The sequence below is a fragment of the Afifella sp. H1R genome, assembly GCF_021462425.1.
GTDB lineage: Bacteria > Pseudomonadota > Alphaproteobacteria > Rhizobiales > Afifellaceae > Afifella > Afifella aestuarii.
On record NZ_JAKEDY010000003.1, the window covers coordinates 277,004 to 291,636 of the forward strand.

Sequence of the window (14,633 nt, forward strand, 5' to 3'; positions counted from 1 at the left end):
CGATGCTGTTCGCTACTCTGCTGGTTGTTCTCACGCAGAAATTCTCAAGTGCCGCAGGGCGGCTTGCGACTTGCAGACGGCGCTGTGAATGAACTCGTGAATACTTGAGGAATCTTGTCGCAGGGGCAAATAGCTGATGGCGCAAATGGACGTCGATCCGCCCTAATACGACCATGATCGCCCGCAAATCTCCGCTCGTCGCCTAAGTGCGCAGGTCGGACCCCCCTCAACAGGGGCTAGTCGGGGTGGTCCTGGAGGAAGGCCAGTCAGCCATGAGTGCCATCGAGAAGATAAGTATCGCTCTTCCGCCGCAGCTCGCTGTGATCTTGCAGCAAGCCGTTCGGGACGGTCTCTATGAATCGATGAACGACGTGGTACGCGAGGCTCTTCTGGAATGGCGTGAGCGCCGCGAAACGGCCGGCCCGACGCGACATGCGATCCCGCGCCGCGCAGAGGGTTGACGCGGGGGCTGACGCGGAAGAGCGCTGACGCGCTCCAACGCTTCCAAGACACTCGATTTCGTCGCCGGCGATGCGGCTCTGCCGCATCGTCACGAGATGCGTATGTCCGGCTTTCGTGCCATGCGAGTTCTCTCGGCACGCGCGGGGCAGACGCAGAGGTGGCGGCTCAGCGCCGGCGCCCGCCGCGTCGGCGCGGACGTCCGTCTTCGCCTCCGCCGAGCACCTTGCGCGGCGGCAGCGTGACGGCTCCGGCAAGGTGGGGGAACGCCTCGACCTTGTTCGGGAACGCCATGGCCGCCACGAAATGCTCCTGGAAGCGCGGCTCCATCGCCGTTTCGATCTTTTCGATCCTTCTGACGACCTCCTCGATCTCGCGCCGGTAGGAGCGGTTGAGGAGGGCCATGCGCGCGCCCGTGCCGGCGGCATTGCCGACGCCCTTCACCTTGTCGATCGGGCAGTCGGGAATGAGGCCGATCACCATCGCGTAGGTCGGGTCGATATAGGAGCCGAAAGCGCCGGCGAGTTTGATCGCCTCCACCTGTTCAAGCCCGAGCCTGTCCATCAACAGACGCACGCCCGCATAAAGCGCCGCCTTGGCGAGCTGGATGGCGCGGATGTCGGTCTGCAGGATTTTGATCTCCTGGCTTTTGGCGGCCTCGTCGCCCCGCCAGAGGAGATAGGAGAAGGTGCGGCCCGTCGGCTGAATTCGCTCAGACTTCGCCGCAAGACTGCCGTCGATGACGCCGTCTTCGTCGATGATGCCGGCGAGATACATCTCGCCCACGACCTCGATGATGCCGGAGCCGCAGATGCCGGTGACGCCGACATCGCGCGCGACCTTCTCAAAACCTTCCTCGTTCGACCATTCGTCGCCGCCGATCACCTTGATCTTCGGTTCCAGCGTCTCGCGGTCGATCCTGACACGCTCGATCGCGCCGGGGGCGGCGCGCTGACCGCCGGAAATCTCCGCGCCTTCGAAGGCCGGTCCCGTCGGCGAGGAGGCGGCGACGAGTTTTTCCTTGTTGCCGAGAACGATCTCCGCATTGGTGCCGACATCGACGACGAGCGTCATCTCGTCGGCGCGGTGCGGGCCTTCCGCGAGCGTCACCGCGGCGGCATCGGCGCCGACATGGCCGGCGATGCAGGGCAGCACATAGACATGCGCGCCGTCGTTGATCGGCAGGCCGATCTCGCGCGCCTCCAAGGTGACCGCGTCGGAGACGGCAAGCGCGAAGGGCGCGCCGCCGAGCTCCGTCGGATCGATGCCGAGGAAGAGGTGGTGCATGATCGGATTGCCGACGAAGACCGCTTCGAGAACGTCGTCGGCGGTGATGCCGGCGCCCTGGACGAGCTCGGCGATGAGAACGCCGATCGCGTCGCGCACCGCCTTGGTCATCTGCGCCCGGCCTTCCGGGTTCATCATCACATAGGAGACACGGCTCATCAGATCCTCGCCGAAGCGGATCTGCGGGTTGGGCGCGCCGGCAGACGCCATCGTGCGGCCGGAGAGGAGAGAGGTGAGGTGGGCCGCGATCGTGGTCGAGCCGATGTCGACGGCAAGCCCGCAGCCGACATTGTGAAAGCCCGGGAAGATCGCCGTCACGATCGGTCCGCCGCCCTCGGCCCGCCCGTCGATATAGACCGCGCAGGTGACCTTCCACTCGCCCGCGCGCAAGAGCTTCTGTATCTGCGGCAACAGGCGGGAGGCGATGCGCGGCTTCTGAAAGCCCCATTCCTTCTCAAGCGCATGGAGGAGCCGGTCGGCATCGCCGAGCGGCTTTTCCATGTCGGGCTCCTCGACTTCGACATAACAGAGCTGGGTCGCCGGATCGCGCTCGATCACCCGCGTTTCGGCACGCTTTCGCACGATCTGGCGGTTGATCTGCACGTCCTGCGGCACGTCGACGACGAGATCGCCTTCGACGAGCGCCTGACAGGAGAGGCGGCGGCCTTTGGTGAGCACGCGCTTTTCGGCGTAGCGGTTCTCCGCCTCAGTGACGCCGGAGAGATGGTCGGCTGCGGAGGAGATGCCGTGCTTGGCGAAATGCCCTTCCTGCGCCTCGATCTGGCAGCGGCCGCAGATGCCGCGCCCACCGCAGACGCTCTCGATATAGACGCCGAGCTGGCGCGCCGCATCGAGGACGGGCGTGCCTTTCGGAAAACGTCCGCGTTTTCCTGACGGCATGAACAGGACGAGGGGGTCTTTTTGAGGTTCGGTCACGTTTCAGGATCGATTGGGCTGGATTGAGAATACACGGTCGTGCGGCTTGCGCTGTGCTGCCCGCGGTTGGCAGGGCGGGATTCCCCTCCCCGCAAGGGGGAGGGGAGTTGCGCCGTGTTCTTGTCAGTCACCCATCCGCGCGCGCCGGGCCTCACGGCCACCGCGGCGGCGGCCACCGCCGCCATCCGCCGGGGCGGGCGATGCGGCGGGCGTGCCGCCCGCGGCCGGCTGGTAGTCCTTGTAGGAGCGGATCCAGGTCATGCAGTCCTTGTCGGTGCCCATGAGGACGTTCGCCGCGCGCACCGCCTCCATCTCCTGCGGCCGGACCGGATTCATGATCGCCGACGTCATGCCGGAAGCGATGGCCATCGGCAGGAAGGCGGCGTTGATGCCGTGGCGATGCGGCAGGCCGAAGGAGACATTGGAGGCGCCGCAGGTCGTGTTGACCTTGAGCTCCTCGCGCAGCCGCCTGACGAGCGCGAAGACCTGCAGCCCGGCCGTCCCCATGGCGCCGATCGGCATGACCAGGGGATCGACGACGATGTCTTCGGGCTTGATGCCGTAATCGGCGGCGCGTTCCACGATCTTCTTGGCGACGGCGAAACGCACGTCCGGATCTTCCGAAATGCCGGTCTCGTCGTTGGAGATCGCCACCACCGGCACGTTGTATTTCTTGATGAGCGGCAGGATCGCTTCGAGCCGATCCTCCTCACCCGTCACCGAATTGACGAGGGGGCGGCCTTCGGCCACCTCGAGCCCAGCTTTCAGCGCGGCCGGCACGGAGCTGTCGATGGAGATCGGCACGGAGACGAGCGACTGCACGATCTTCAGCGTTTCGACGAGAAGCGGCGGCTCGGTCTCGTTCGGGTCGACGGCGGTGACGCCGGCATTGACGTCGAGCATCGTGGCGCCGGCGGCGACCTGGGCGAGCGCGTCGGCTTTCACCGTCTCGAAATTGCCCTCCACCATCTCCGCCGCGAGCTTCTTGCGGCCCGTCGGGTTGATGCGCTCGCCGATGACGCAGAAGGGCTGGTCGAAGCCGATCGCGATCTCCTTTTTGGCCGAAGCGACGATGGTGCGTGTCATGCCTGCTCTTCCTTCACTGGTCCCGTTGCGGGGCCCGTTTTCGGGCGGTGTCGCCCCTCGTTCCGGGCTGGTCTGTAGCGGCAGGCGCCCGGCGCGTCAAAAGCGCGCCGCCTGCGCCGTGCGATCTCAGCGCTCGAAGCCTTCCTGATCGACGAGCGCTTTGAGACGCTCGGGCGGATAATCGGCCTCGATCGCCGCCGCTGAGGCATCCGCCTCCGCCTCGAGATCGTCACCGCAGGGGGTCGGCTCGCCGCGGCGCCATTCCGCGAGATAGGCGTCGGAATCACGCGCGCCGACCTTCATGGCGCAGCGGTCGATCGCTTCCGTGAAGCGGATCGGCAATTCGCGCTTGGCGCTTTTCCGCCCCGCCTTGATGATCACCTGAGCCGGAATATCGCGCCATGACAGGATGATCCGCTGAGCCATTCGTTGTTCTCCTGGGTGATTGTTGCAGCGCCCTGGCCGCAAGCGAGCTTGGCCGCGACAAGTCGGCTCCGAATTGCGACTTTCTGCCGGCTTCTGCAACCTGGAAGGGGAAGAGAGGCGATCTCTCAGCCCGGCGCCGCGCCGAGGAAGCCCGCAAGATCGCCATAGCCGGTCACGCGCATCTCGAAGGCGAGATCGAGGCGCTCTGCCGCCTGGCGCGCTTTCGCTTCGAGGGCGGGGTCCGGCCGCTGCGCCAGATAGACGAGGCGGCGGTAATGCCCGAAATAGGCATCCCTGAGCTCCGGATGCCGGTCGAGGCCGAGCGGTTCGATGACGAAAGCCTCGAACTGACGGGCGAGGAAGTCGGTCAGGAAGAAGGCGTCCATATCGGCGTCGCCCCGCGCGGCGAAGTGGGCATTGCCGGAATAGAACGCATAGCAATGCGGCCCGTCGATGCGTGAGACGCCTTCGGCCGCGCAGACCGCATCGAGCTGCCCGCCCGTGCCGCAATCGCCATAGCCGACGAGGATGCGCTCAAAGCCTTGTGCGCGGGCCTTGCGGATCGCCTCTCGGACGGCCTCCGGGATCTTTTCCGGCCGGTTGTGCAGGATGGCGGGCAGGCAGGTGAGGCGGACATGGGCGAGGCCGTTCGCTTCGACGACGTCGCCGATCTCGCGCGCCAGCGCACCGCAGGCGATGACGAGGAGATCGTCGGCTTTCGCCGCGCCCGGCTGCGGCGCTCGGCCATCTGCGCGAATGTCGCTCATCGGGCTTTCTATAGAGCTCCTGAGCTCTGTCGGCAAAGTCTGCTGCTCTGTAGGCCTTACTGTGCTACAAAGTGTATATACATGAAGCGTGGCGATATCATCTTTGAGTGGGATGAGGCGAAGTGAGAGAGAACGCGGCTCGACAGAGGCCTCGATTTTGCCGATGCGCCCCTCTTCTTCGATGGCCGGAAAATCGTCGTCATTCCGTCTCCGCGAGATGGAGAAGAGCGCTGGCGGACGATCGCGAAGATCGAAGGAGCCTATTACGCGTTGATTTGGATGTGGCGCGGCGACGTGCTCCGCGTGATTTCGATGAGGAGAGCCATGCCGGAGAAGAAAGAGCGCATCGTACGATTCACGCCGAATGACCTGGAGGAGATGCGCAGCCGAGGCGAGGTCGGTTCGGATTGGAAACGGGCCGCCCGGCAGGGTCTGCCGGATGGAAATGATCCGGACGACGCGCTTAATGCGGTCTCGCCGGACTGGGTCATGACCGAAGTGCCGTTGCCGCGCACGAAGACCCACGCCTCGATCCGGATCGATGCGGATGTCCTCGAATGGTTCAAGTCGCGAGGGCGTGGCTACCAGACGCGCATCAATGCGGTTCTGCGGCAATACTACGAGCACCATCGCGAGCCTTGAGGGCATGTACGAGCCCGCATCGGAGCCGGAACCAATCGCGCTCAGGCGCCGTTGCACAGGAAAGCCGCCGGGGTGGCGGCCTCAGGGAGTTCTGTGATGAATCTTGTGCGTCGTGGTGTGTTCTTTGTGGTCCTCGCTTCGTTCGGCCTGAGCCTGGCCGCCTGCGAGCATACGGTGCGCGGTGTCGGGCGCGATGTTCAGGAAACCGGCAACGCCGTCGAAGACACGGTCCAGGGCAACCCGTAAGCCATTTTCCGGCTGGTGCGACCGCCCACGGGACGGGGCGGCCGTGCGGGCCGAGCAACCCCTTGAACGCAATGAGCGGCGCCCGGGCGCCGCTCTTTTTATGTAAGATCGTCCCGCAGCTCAGGCTTTTGAACCGGAGCTATCGGCCAGCACCTGCGAGGCTCAGCCGGCCGCGCTGGCCCGCTGATTGTGCCGGCGTTTGATGAGATCCGTGGCGGTCTCCACCGTTACGGCGGCATCGCGGCAATAGGCATCGGCGCCGATCGCGCGCCCGAATTCCTCGTTCAAAGGCGCGCCACCGACCAGAACGATGTAATCGTCGCGGATGCCTTTCTCTTTCAGCGTATCGATGACGACCTTCATATACGGCATGGTGGTCGTCAGAAGCGCGGACATGCCGATGATGTCCGGCTGATGTTCCTCGATCGCGGCGAGATAGTTCTCGACGGGATTGTTGATGCCGATGTTGATCACCTCGAAGCCGGCGCCCTCCATCATCATCGCGACGAGGTTTTTGCCGATGTCGTGGATGTCGCCCTTGACGGTGCCGATCACCATCTTGCCGATCTTGGGCGCGCCGGTTTCGGCGAGCAGCGGGCGCAGGATCCCCATGCCGGCCTTCATGGCATTGGCGGAGAGAAGCACCTCCGGGACGAACAGGATCCCATCCCGGAAATCCTCGCCGACGATGCGCATGCCTTCCACGAGCGACTTGGTGAGGACGTCATAAGGTGCCCATCCCCGCTCCAGGAGAATGTTCACACCCTCTTCGATCTCTTCCTTCAGCCCGTCGTAAAGATCGTCGTGCATCTGCGCGACGAGATCCTCATCGCTGAGTTCGGACAGGACAATTTCCTCTTCGGCCACAGACAGGCTCCTTGCCAAGCGTTTGCACGTGGAAGCGTCTTCGCATCATGCGGACATTTAGAGCAAGCCAATGCTTTGATCACGACCTGAGATGATTTTGTCTGCGACCTGGAATTTTTCGAGTTTTCCCGCCGCGTCACACTCTGCCGCAGGCGGAAGACCATGCGGGCAAGCGGCGCTCTAGCCTTCTCTGACGATTTCCGCTGAGGCAGGAGCGCTGAGGATGGGCACGACCGACGAAACGGCCGGTGTGGACGAGCGTGGCGGACGGCGCCGCCGGGCAAGCGGCGGAGCGGAGGCGAGGCGGGCGAAACGTTCCGGCTCGCGCTCTCTCCAGATGCCCTTCATTCGCCGCATCCTCCCCGAGCAGACGGTTCTCGACGAAGAGGGCCTGGCGCTCATCGAGCAGAACGCCGACACGGTGCTTGAGGAAATCGGTATCGAGTTTCGCGAAGATCCCGAAGCGCTCGAGATGTGGCGCGAGGCGGGGGCAGACGTCTCCGGCGAGCGCGTACGCTTTCCCAAGGGTCTGTGCCGCGAGCTTCTGAAGACGGCGCCTCAGACGTTTACGCAGCATGCCCGAAATCCCGAGCGTTCGGTCGAAATCGGTGGCAAGGCGACGGTGTTTGCGCCTGTCTATGGCCCGCCTTTCGTGCGCGATCTCGACAATGGCCGCCGCTACGGCACGATCGAGGATTTCCAGAACCTCGTGAAGCTCGCCTACCAGGCGCCGGCGCTGCACCATTCCGGCGGCACGGTGTGCGAGCCGGTCGATATTCCGGTCAACAAGCGCCATCTCGATATGGTCTATGCCCATATCCGCTATTCCGACAAACCCTTCATGGGGTCCGTCACGGCGCCGGAACGGGCGGCTGATTCGGTTGCCATGGCGCGCATGGTCTTCGGTGAGGAGTTCGTCGACCAGAACTGCGTTTTGATCAACCTGATCAACGTCAACTCGCCGATGGTCTTCGACGCGACGATGCTGGGCGCGCTCAAGACCTATGCGCGGGCGAATCAGGGCACGATCGTGACGCCCTTCATCCTGGCGGGCGCCATGTCGCCGGTGACGGTTGCGGGAACGCTCACCCAGATCCTGGCGGAGGTTCTCGCCGGCACCGCCTTCACACAGCTTTGCCGGCCGGGGGCGCCGGTGATCATGGGCACCTTCGCCTCGTCGATCTCGATGCAGTCGGGCGCGCCAACCTTCGGCACGCCGGAACCGACTTTGGTGCTTTACGGCGCGGCGCAGCTCGCCCGCCGCCTCAATCTGCCGTTCCGCTCCGGCGGCTCGCTCTGCGCCTCGAAGGTCTGCGACGCGCAGGCGGCCTATGAAAGCGCGCAGACCCTCACGCCGACGGTGATGGCCGGCACGAATTTCGTGCTGCATGCGGCGGGCTGGCTCGAAGGCGGGCTCGTCTCGTCCTATGAGAAATTCGTCATGGATTGCGACCAGCTCGCCATGATGCAGCAGCTCTCGCGCGGCGTGGACCTTTCAGAAAACGGCCAGGCGATGGACGCGATCCGCGAGGTCGGACCGGGCAGCCATTATCTCGGCTGCGCCCACACCCAGGCAAATTTCGAGACCGCGTTCTACCGCTCGCCCGTCGCCGACAACAATTCCTTCGAGCAATGGCTGGCGGAAGGCTCAAAGACGGCCGAGGAACGCGCCAATGGGCTGTGGAAGAAATGGCTCGCCGAGTATGAGGCGCCGCCGCTCGACGAGGGCATCGACGCAGCGTTGAAGGAGTTCATCGAGACGACGAAGGCCTCGATGCCGGACGCCTTTAGCTGATAACACACAATATGTGTTGACACGCGTATGATGTGTTATTTAGGTTTGTCGCATGACAGACCTCGATCCCACACGCCTCAAAAACCTCCGCAAGGAGCTGGGGCTGACACAGGCGCAACTCGCGGAGCGCCTTTCCACCACGCAGCAGACGATCGCCCGCTGGGAAGGCGGGCGCGCGCATCCGAGCATCGCCGCATTGCGTGATCTCGCCGTGATTTTCGGCGTCTCCGTCGATGATATTCTGGGCACCAATCCGCTCGGGACGAAGCCCGCCTCAAGCCATTATCAGCTGCTTCAAAACGACAGCGACGGCTATTGGGGCAATCTCGGCATCCGGTTGTCGGGATCAGATACGAGCCGCTGGTACCCGCTGAGCGCTGCGAACACGGAGCGCGTGTATGAGGGCATCGGGGTGAAAGAGTGGCTGAGCCTCGCCACTCTCAACAACCGCGTGCTTCTCATCAATCAGCCGAACATCAAGGCGTTGAGCCTTTTGCCGGAAGAGGCAGATGCCCCGGAAGGTGACTGGGACGTCGCCTATCCCGAGGTCGAAGGCGTGCCGCTGGAGATTTACCGGGCGCTCGCCGATGTCGCCGGATCTCTGGACGATGACCTGGGAGAGAGTTATTCGCCGGCGCTCATCGCGACCTGTCGCGACTTCATGAAGGAGATGAACATCGACGAAGAGAACGCCTACGGCTTCGTCTTCTTCACGCACGTCCATTTCACCGACGGCACGAGCCAGTCCGGCTATATCGAGGCGAACGAGGCCGCGCAGCTCTTCTTCGAAGCAGAAGAGGACATGCCCGCGACCCCGATCCTTTTACGCTTTGCCGAAAAAGGGCTCGATATGCTGCTGCCGGAAGAAGCCGTCGCCTTCATCGACATGCCGCTCATCGACGTCATCGACGCCATGAAGAAGATCAATGCCGCGAAGGCTGTTCAGACCGGCGCGTCGAAGGGCTGATAGATCGTCTTGAAGGCGGGCAGTGCCTCGAGCCGTTCCGCATGTGCTTTGAGCGCCGGATAGGTGGCCATATCGACGAGACCCGGATGCGCCTCGCTCAAAAAGCGCAAGGCGGTCGCGACGAAAATGTCGGCATGGCCGATCGAAGAACCGAGCCAGTAGGGCGCGTCGAGCCGCTTGCGGTCGGCCTCGAGGGCCGCGAGAACGCCCGAGATCTGGTTGCGACAGCGCTCCATCCAGATGTCGGATTTTTCCCCGTGCAGGCGCAATTCGTAGATGAGGCTGACGGCCTTGTCTGCGAGCCCTGAGGCGAGCGAGGCGATCTTGATCGCGCGGTGGCGCGCCGGCTCTTCGATCGGAAACATCGCCCGCTCCGCCCCGACGAGATTGTCGAGATAATCGAGGATGGCGTGGCTTTCGATGAGGACGTCGCCATTGTCGAGGACGAGGGTCGGCACCCGCATCAAGGGGTTGTACGCGCGGATCTTGTCTCCATCGCCGAAAACCGACCAGGGCCGGTGCTCGAAAGGCATGTCGTAGAGCGTGAGCGCCACGCCGACGCGCCGCACGAAAGGGGAATCGTATTGGCCGATGAGGATCATGCTTGCCCCCTGAAAAGGTCAGGAATACGTACCTGCGCAGCGAGAGGGAGACAAGCTGGTGCTGAGCGAGATCGCAGCGAGGCTGGGACGCCACGGCCTCATCCTGCGCGGCGGGTTTCACCCTGACAAGGACGAAGTGGGGCTCGACGGCTGCGGTACGCTCCTCCTCGTCGGCAATGCCGGGCCGGCGATGTGGCGGGCCTTCGCGCCACATGCGGGGGAGGGCCCTGACCCGCTCGACCGCTGGACTGAGCACGTGGTGGAGCCCGTTGCGGAAGCTTTCGGCGGCAAGGCGGTCTATCCGTTCGATCGGCCGCATCGCCCGTTCCAGCGCTGGGCGGGGAGAGCGGAAGGGCTCGGGCCGTCGCCGCTCGGCATTCTGATCCATCCCGAGTACGGGCTCTGGCACGCCTACCGCGCCGCTTTGCTCTTCGCCGAACGTTTCGATCTGCCGCCGCGTCCAGCTCCAGACATGCCGTGCGAGAGCTGCACCGAAAAGCCCTGTCTCAAAACCTGCCCCGCCAGCGCCGTCAGCGAAGCGGCCTATGACGTGGCGGCCTGCGCCGCCCATATCGTGAGGCGCGAGGCCGATTGTCTCGCCGTCGGCTGCCACGCCCGCAACGCCTGTCCGGTCGGCGCCGCTTACCGCTATCAGCCGGCGGAGACGGCGTTTCACATGCGGGCTTTTGCGCGCTTCCTGCCCCGCGCCGCCACGGCCTGAGGAGAGACGAGCACGCTGCGCCGGTTTGTCGGCGCTCCGAAGCCTGGTCGCGGACCGATGTGCGCGGTTGCGCGGGCGCGGTTTTGGCTCGCCGAGGGAACACCAGGAGAGGGGAGCGGTTTTTGTCCGGTCAGGCCGCGGCGCGTGACGAAGCCCGCGCGAGAATGATCGGATCCCCCTTGCCCGCTTCCCGAGAACGCCTTCTTCTCCAGATTGTCGTTGCGATCCTGTCGCTGATTCCGCTTTCCGCCGGCGCAGCGGGCGTCGTCCTCGGACCCGGCTTCCTGCAGGCGTCCGCCCCATGGCCGGTCGACCTCGACAGCCATCTGCGCTTTCTCTCCGGCGTCTTCTTCGGCGTCGGCCTCGCTTTTCTCTCCTGCGTCCCGGCGATCGAGAGGAAGGGAGAACGCTTCCGACTTCTTTCCATGCTGATCGTTCTCGGCGGCCTTGCCCGGCTTCTCTCGCTGGTGCTTGTGGGCTCGCCTTCGCCCGGTCATGTCGGCGGGCTCGTCATGGAGCTCGCCGTGGTGCCGTGTCTCGTCGTCTGGCAGAGGCGGGTGGCCCGCCTCAGATCCCGAACAGGATCTGCAGCGCAAACATCACCCACATGAGGAGAAGGACGAAGAGGCCGAAGGCGAAGATGCGGAAGCGGGACCGCAGTTCGTTGGAGCCGGTGTGGATATAGGCGTGCAGGATGCGGCTCGCGACGAAGACGAAGCTCAGGATGACGAAGACGAAGCCCGCCTTGTTGGTCAGGACCGCCAGCGCCGTAAGGGCATAAAAGAGGACCGGCAGCTCGAACTGGTTGCGATAGCAATTCGCCGCCTGCAGGGCTTTCGTCGGCCAGTTCGGCTCGTTGAGGGCGATCTCGTCGGGATTGACCTCGCCGCGGCGGATCGCGGCAAACCGCACCCGGCCCATATGGAAGGCGAGGACGAAGGTGAGACCGACCTGGATGAAGGTGGGCAAAAGAACGAGGAAGAGCGGCATTGAGGCTCCGGTTCAAAGGATGAGACAGCGTAAGGCGGGTGACGCGCAAGACCAAGGGGCGGGACCGCCCCTTGGCTTTTGAGATCGCGCACGGAAGGGCGCGTCAGGCCTGCGCCGACAACGGCTCCGCCACGTCTTCGAGACCACGCTGCTCGGCCTTGACGCCGAAGACGATGGCGATTCCGGCCGCCACGAAGAGGAGGGCGGCGGCGAAGCAATAGCCGTAGAAGACGTCCATCGGGTTGCCGGTCCCGATCAAGGAGCCGAAAATCCAAGGCGCCAACACGCCGCCTGTGGCCGTTCCGATGGCGTAAAAGAGCGAAATTGCCATGGCGCGCATCTCCAGCGGAAAAACCTCGCTGACGGTGAGATAGGCCGAGCTTGCTGCCGGTGAGGCGAAGAAGAAGATCACCGTCCACATCGCCGTCTGGGTCGCTGCCGTCAGCGCGTCCTGGACGAAGAGGATGCCGGTGACGACGAGAAGCGTCGCGGCGATACCGTATGTGGCGGAGATCATCTGCCGCCGTCCGATCGTGTCGAAGAACGAGCCGAGCACGAGAACGCCGAGGAAATTGCCGATGGCGAAGGGCAGAAGGTACATGCCGGTATCGCTCGACGGGACCTCGTAGAAGCGCGTCAGGACCATCGCATAGGTGAAGAAGATGGCGTTGTAGAGAAACGCCTGCGACACCATCAGCGACAGGCCGAGGACGGAGCGTTTCGGGTAGGTCTTGAACATCGTCTTGAAGATGATGGCAAAGCCGAAGACCCGGCGCGGATGAATGGTGATCGCCTGATCCTTCGACGGCCGCTCCAGCTTTTTGCCGGTCTCTCTTTCGATCTCCTCCTCGATGCCTTTGACGACCTTTTCCGCCTGCTCTTCGTAGCCATGGGTGGCGAGCCAGCGGGGGCTTTCCGGCACATAGCGGCGCACCAGGAGAATGCAGAGGCCGAGAATTGCGCCGATGCCGAAGCCGACGCGCCAGCCGATATCGGTCGGCAGAATGTCCGGATCGAGAAGCACGAGGGTGGACAGCGAGCCGACGGCGGCGCCGAGCCAGTAGGAGCCGTTGATGAAAAGATCGATCCGCCCGCGCACCCGCGCAGGAATGAGCTCGTCGATGGCGGAGTTGATCGCCGCATATTCGCCGCCGATGCCCGCGCCCGTCAGAAAGCGGAAGAGCGCGAAACTCCACCAGTTCCAGGAAAAGGCGGTGAGGAGGACGCCGACGAGATAGAGGGTCAGCGTGACGAAGAAGAGAACTTTTCGGCCGAAACGGTCGGTGAGATACCCGAAGACGATGGCCCCGACGACGCAGCCTGCCAGATAGAACGACGCGATCGCGCCGATCTGCGCGCTGGTGAAGTTGAGAGTTTCAGGTTCTTGCAGGACGCCGCTGATGGCGCCTTTGAGGGTGACTTCCAGGCCGTCGAGGATCCAGGTGATGCCGAGCGCGAAGACGATCAGCCAATGGAAGCGGCTCCATGGCAGGCGGTCGAGCCGCGCCGGGATCAAGGTTTCGATGGGGTCCGGTTTTTGGGTTTCCGCGTCGTCTCTCTGGGTATCCGCGTATCTGTCCGTCACGGCCTGTCACCTCCGTTCGATCGGAGATGCAAACCCCTGGTAGAGATCGGGGTTCCTCGTTTTGCGGCGCAAAAATGACAAAACGCCGGCAAAAACGCGGTGCAGAGGGCTTTCAGATGGGGGCGAAGAGGCGCCTTGCGCGACCGAGGCGTGGAAAAATACCCGTCAGAGGGGAGTGAGGCGCGCGTGGCGGAAGGACATCAAAGCCATCCGCGGCGCTTGAAATAGAGGAGCGGCAGACCAGCGGAGACGAGCATCAAAATGAGCGCGAACGGATAACCGAAGCTCCAGCCGAGCTCCGGCATGCCTTCGAAATTCATCCCGTAGATAGAGGCGACCAGCGTCGGCGGCACGAAGATGACGGCGACGACGGAAAAAATCTTGATGATCTGGTTCTGTTCCAGATTGATGAGGCCGAGCGTCGCGTCGAGCATGAAGCTGAGTTTGGTGGAGAGGAAACTGGCATGCTCGCTCAGGGATTGGGCGTCGCGCACCAGGATGCGGGTGCGGTTCCTGGCTTCCTTGTCGGCCTTTTCCGCCTTGTCGCCCTTGGCACGCGGCGACAGCGTGTGGTGGTAGGTCAGAAGGCGCGACAGCGAGACGAGGCTTTCCCGCACCAGCGACAGGAGATCGCCCTGCCGGCCGATCTCGCCCATGGTCGAGCGAAGATCGGCGGTCTTGCGGCTGACCTTCTTCACCTTGCTCTGAAAGACCCCGTGCGACATGGAATCGATGTCGTGGCCGATCAGCTCCAGAAGGTCGGCAAGCCAGTTCACCTGCGCTTCGAGGAGGCCGAGCATGATGGCCTCGGCCGTATCATAGCGTTCGCCCGTGCCCTTCTGAGCCTGTGCGAGGAAGGTGCGGAACTGACGCGGTTCGGCATAGCGCACGGTGACGAGATGGCCGTTGCGCAGAATGAAGGCGACAGGCGTCTTGGCCGGCTCGCCGCTCTGGACGCCGACGACCGTCGTGACGGTCATGAAGACGGCGCCTTCCTCCGCATAGAGGCGAGAGGACGGTTCGATCTCTTCGAGGTCGGCGACGGCCGGGATGTCGATGCCGATATAGTTTTCGACCGTTGCGGCCTCGGCCGCGGTCGGTTCCAGAAGATCGATCCAGAGAGGCGCGCGGGCGGTGTCTACGGAAGGCGGAGAGGTGAGGTCTGCGCCATCCACGGGCACGAGCCGGTCACCCTGGGTCTTGTAGATCTGCAGCATCCTGGCTCCTTCTGCGGACGGGGAAGGGAACGCCTAGCGC

At 64.0% G+C, this 14,633-nt stretch carries 16 protein-coding genes and 1 pseudogene; 8 read left to right on the plus strand and 9 right to left on the minus strand.

The window, feature by feature from the left end; all coding sequences use genetic code 11:
- The first annotated feature begins 272 nt into the window (after positions 1–272).
- On the plus strand, positions 273–461 hold the full coding sequence (locus L0F51_RS18335; protein ID WP_092809560.1) for a ribbon-helix-helix protein, CopG family: 189 nt from the start codon (positions 273–275) through the stop codon (positions 459–461).
- Positions 462–627: 166 nt separating this feature from the next.
- Here the strand turns inward: L0F51_RS18335 and L0F51_RS18340 are convergent, their stop codons facing one another.
- The 4 genes from L0F51_RS18340 to L0F51_RS18355 form a co-directional block, all read right to left on the minus strand.
- On the minus strand, positions 628–2,646 hold the full coding sequence (locus tag L0F51_RS18340) for an ASKHA domain-containing protein (protein WP_234630819.1): 2,019 nt from the start codon (positions 2,644–2,646) through the stop codon (positions 628–630).
- A 159-nt stretch (positions 2,647–2,805) separates the two neighbouring features.
- Positions 2,806–3,768 (minus strand): methyltetrahydrofolate cobalamin methyltransferase, encoded by a 963-nt coding sequence (locus L0F51_RS18345; protein WP_234630614.1) that lies wholly within the window; start codon positions 3,766–3,768, stop codon positions 2,806–2,808.
- A gap of 126 nt (positions 3,769–3,894) precedes the next feature.
- Entirely contained in the window at positions 3,895–4,194 is a 300-nt protein-coding gene (locus L0F51_RS18350) for a virulence factor (RefSeq protein ID WP_234630615.1), read from the minus strand.
- 125 nt (positions 4,195–4,319) lie between these two features.
- Positions 4,320–4,961, minus strand: coding sequence for a DUF1638 domain-containing protein (locus L0F51_RS18355; protein WP_234630616.1), 642 nt, complete (start codon positions 4,959–4,961; stop codon positions 4,320–4,322).
- A gap of 192 nt (positions 4,962–5,153) precedes the next feature.
- On the opposite strand from L0F51_RS18355, the pseudogene L0F51_RS20230 reads away from it, so the two are divergent.
- The 3 genes and pseudogenes from L0F51_RS20230 to L0F51_RS18365 all read left to right on the plus strand — a co-directional run.
- Positions 5,154–5,228: pseudogene (locus L0F51_RS20230) on the plus strand (BrnT family toxin); the annotation flags it as partial.
- Between the two features lie 57 nt (positions 5,229–5,285).
- On the plus strand, positions 5,286–5,603 hold the full coding sequence (locus L0F51_RS20030; RefSeq protein ID WP_255701526.1) for a BrnA antitoxin family protein: 318 nt from the start codon (positions 5,286–5,288) through the stop codon (positions 5,601–5,603).
- Positions 5,604–5,699: 96 nt separating this feature from the next.
- Positions 5,700–5,849 (plus strand): entericidin A/B family lipoprotein, encoded by a 150-nt coding sequence (locus L0F51_RS18365; protein WP_128292653.1) that lies wholly within the window; start codon positions 5,700–5,702, stop codon positions 5,847–5,849.
- 162 nt (positions 5,850–6,011) lie between these two features.
- Here L0F51_RS18365 and L0F51_RS18370 read toward each other — a convergent pair whose 3' ends face one another.
- Complete coding sequence (locus L0F51_RS18370) at positions 6,012–6,716, minus strand: B12-binding domain-containing protein (RefSeq protein WP_234630617.1); 705 nt, start codon at positions 6,714–6,716, stop codon at positions 6,012–6,014.
- A 223-nt stretch (positions 6,717–6,939) separates the two neighbouring features.
- Here L0F51_RS18370 and L0F51_RS18375 point away from each other — a divergent pair, with 223 nt between their 5' ends.
- The gene (locus tag L0F51_RS18375) at positions 6,940–8,511 is read left to right on the plus strand and encodes a trimethylamine methyltransferase family protein (RefSeq protein WP_234630618.1); all 1,572 of its coding nucleotides are present in this window, start codon (positions 6,940–6,942) and stop codon (positions 8,509–8,511) included.
- Positions 8,512–8,563: 52 nt separating this feature from the next.
- The gene (locus L0F51_RS18380) at positions 8,564–9,478 is read left to right on the plus strand and encodes a helix-turn-helix transcriptional regulator (protein ID WP_234630619.1); all 915 of its coding nucleotides are present in this window, start codon (positions 8,564–8,566) and stop codon (positions 9,476–9,478) included.
- Here L0F51_RS18380 and L0F51_RS18385 read toward each other — a convergent pair.
- Positions 9,454–10,080: a glutathione S-transferase family protein gene (locus tag L0F51_RS18385; protein ID WP_234630620.1), complete on the minus strand. Its 627-nt coding sequence runs from the start codon at positions 10,078–10,080 to the stop codon at positions 9,454–9,456. The genes L0F51_RS18380 and L0F51_RS18385 overlap by 25 nt on opposite strands.
- Positions 10,081–10,138: 58 nt before the next feature.
- Here L0F51_RS18385 and L0F51_RS18390 point away from each other — a divergent pair, with 58 nt between their 5' ends.
- Together L0F51_RS18390 and L0F51_RS18395 are read left to right on the plus strand one after the other, a co-directional pair.
- Complete coding sequence (locus L0F51_RS18390; RefSeq protein ID WP_234630621.1) at positions 10,139–10,801, plus strand: hypothetical protein; 663 nt, start codon at positions 10,139–10,141, stop codon at positions 10,799–10,801.
- A 179-nt stretch (positions 10,802–10,980) separates the two neighbouring features.
- Entirely contained in the window at positions 10,981–11,412 is a 432-nt protein-coding gene (locus tag L0F51_RS18395; RefSeq protein ID WP_234630622.1) for a DUF4345 domain-containing protein, read from the plus strand.
- On the opposite strand, the gene L0F51_RS18400 is transcribed toward L0F51_RS18395, so the two are convergent.
- The 3 genes from L0F51_RS18400 to L0F51_RS18410 form a co-directional block, all read right to left on the minus strand.
- Complete coding sequence (locus L0F51_RS18400) at positions 11,369–11,791, minus strand: MAPEG family protein (RefSeq protein ID WP_234630623.1); 423 nt, start codon at positions 11,789–11,791, stop codon at positions 11,369–11,371. The genes L0F51_RS18395 and L0F51_RS18400 overlap by 44 nt on opposite strands.
- A 103-nt stretch (positions 11,792–11,894) precedes the next feature.
- Positions 11,895–13,376 carry an MFS transporter gene (locus L0F51_RS18405; protein ID WP_234630624.1) on the minus strand — a complete coding sequence of 494 codons (1,482 nt, stop codon included), beginning with the start codon at positions 13,374–13,376 and terminating at the stop codon, positions 11,895–11,897.
- A gap of 200 nt (positions 13,377–13,576) precedes the next feature.
- Positions 13,577–14,593, minus strand: a complete 1,017-nt coding sequence (locus L0F51_RS18410) for a magnesium transporter CorA family protein (RefSeq protein WP_128292661.1) — start codon at positions 14,591–14,593, stop codon at positions 13,577–13,579.
- Positions 14,594–14,633 lie beyond the last annotated feature (40 nt).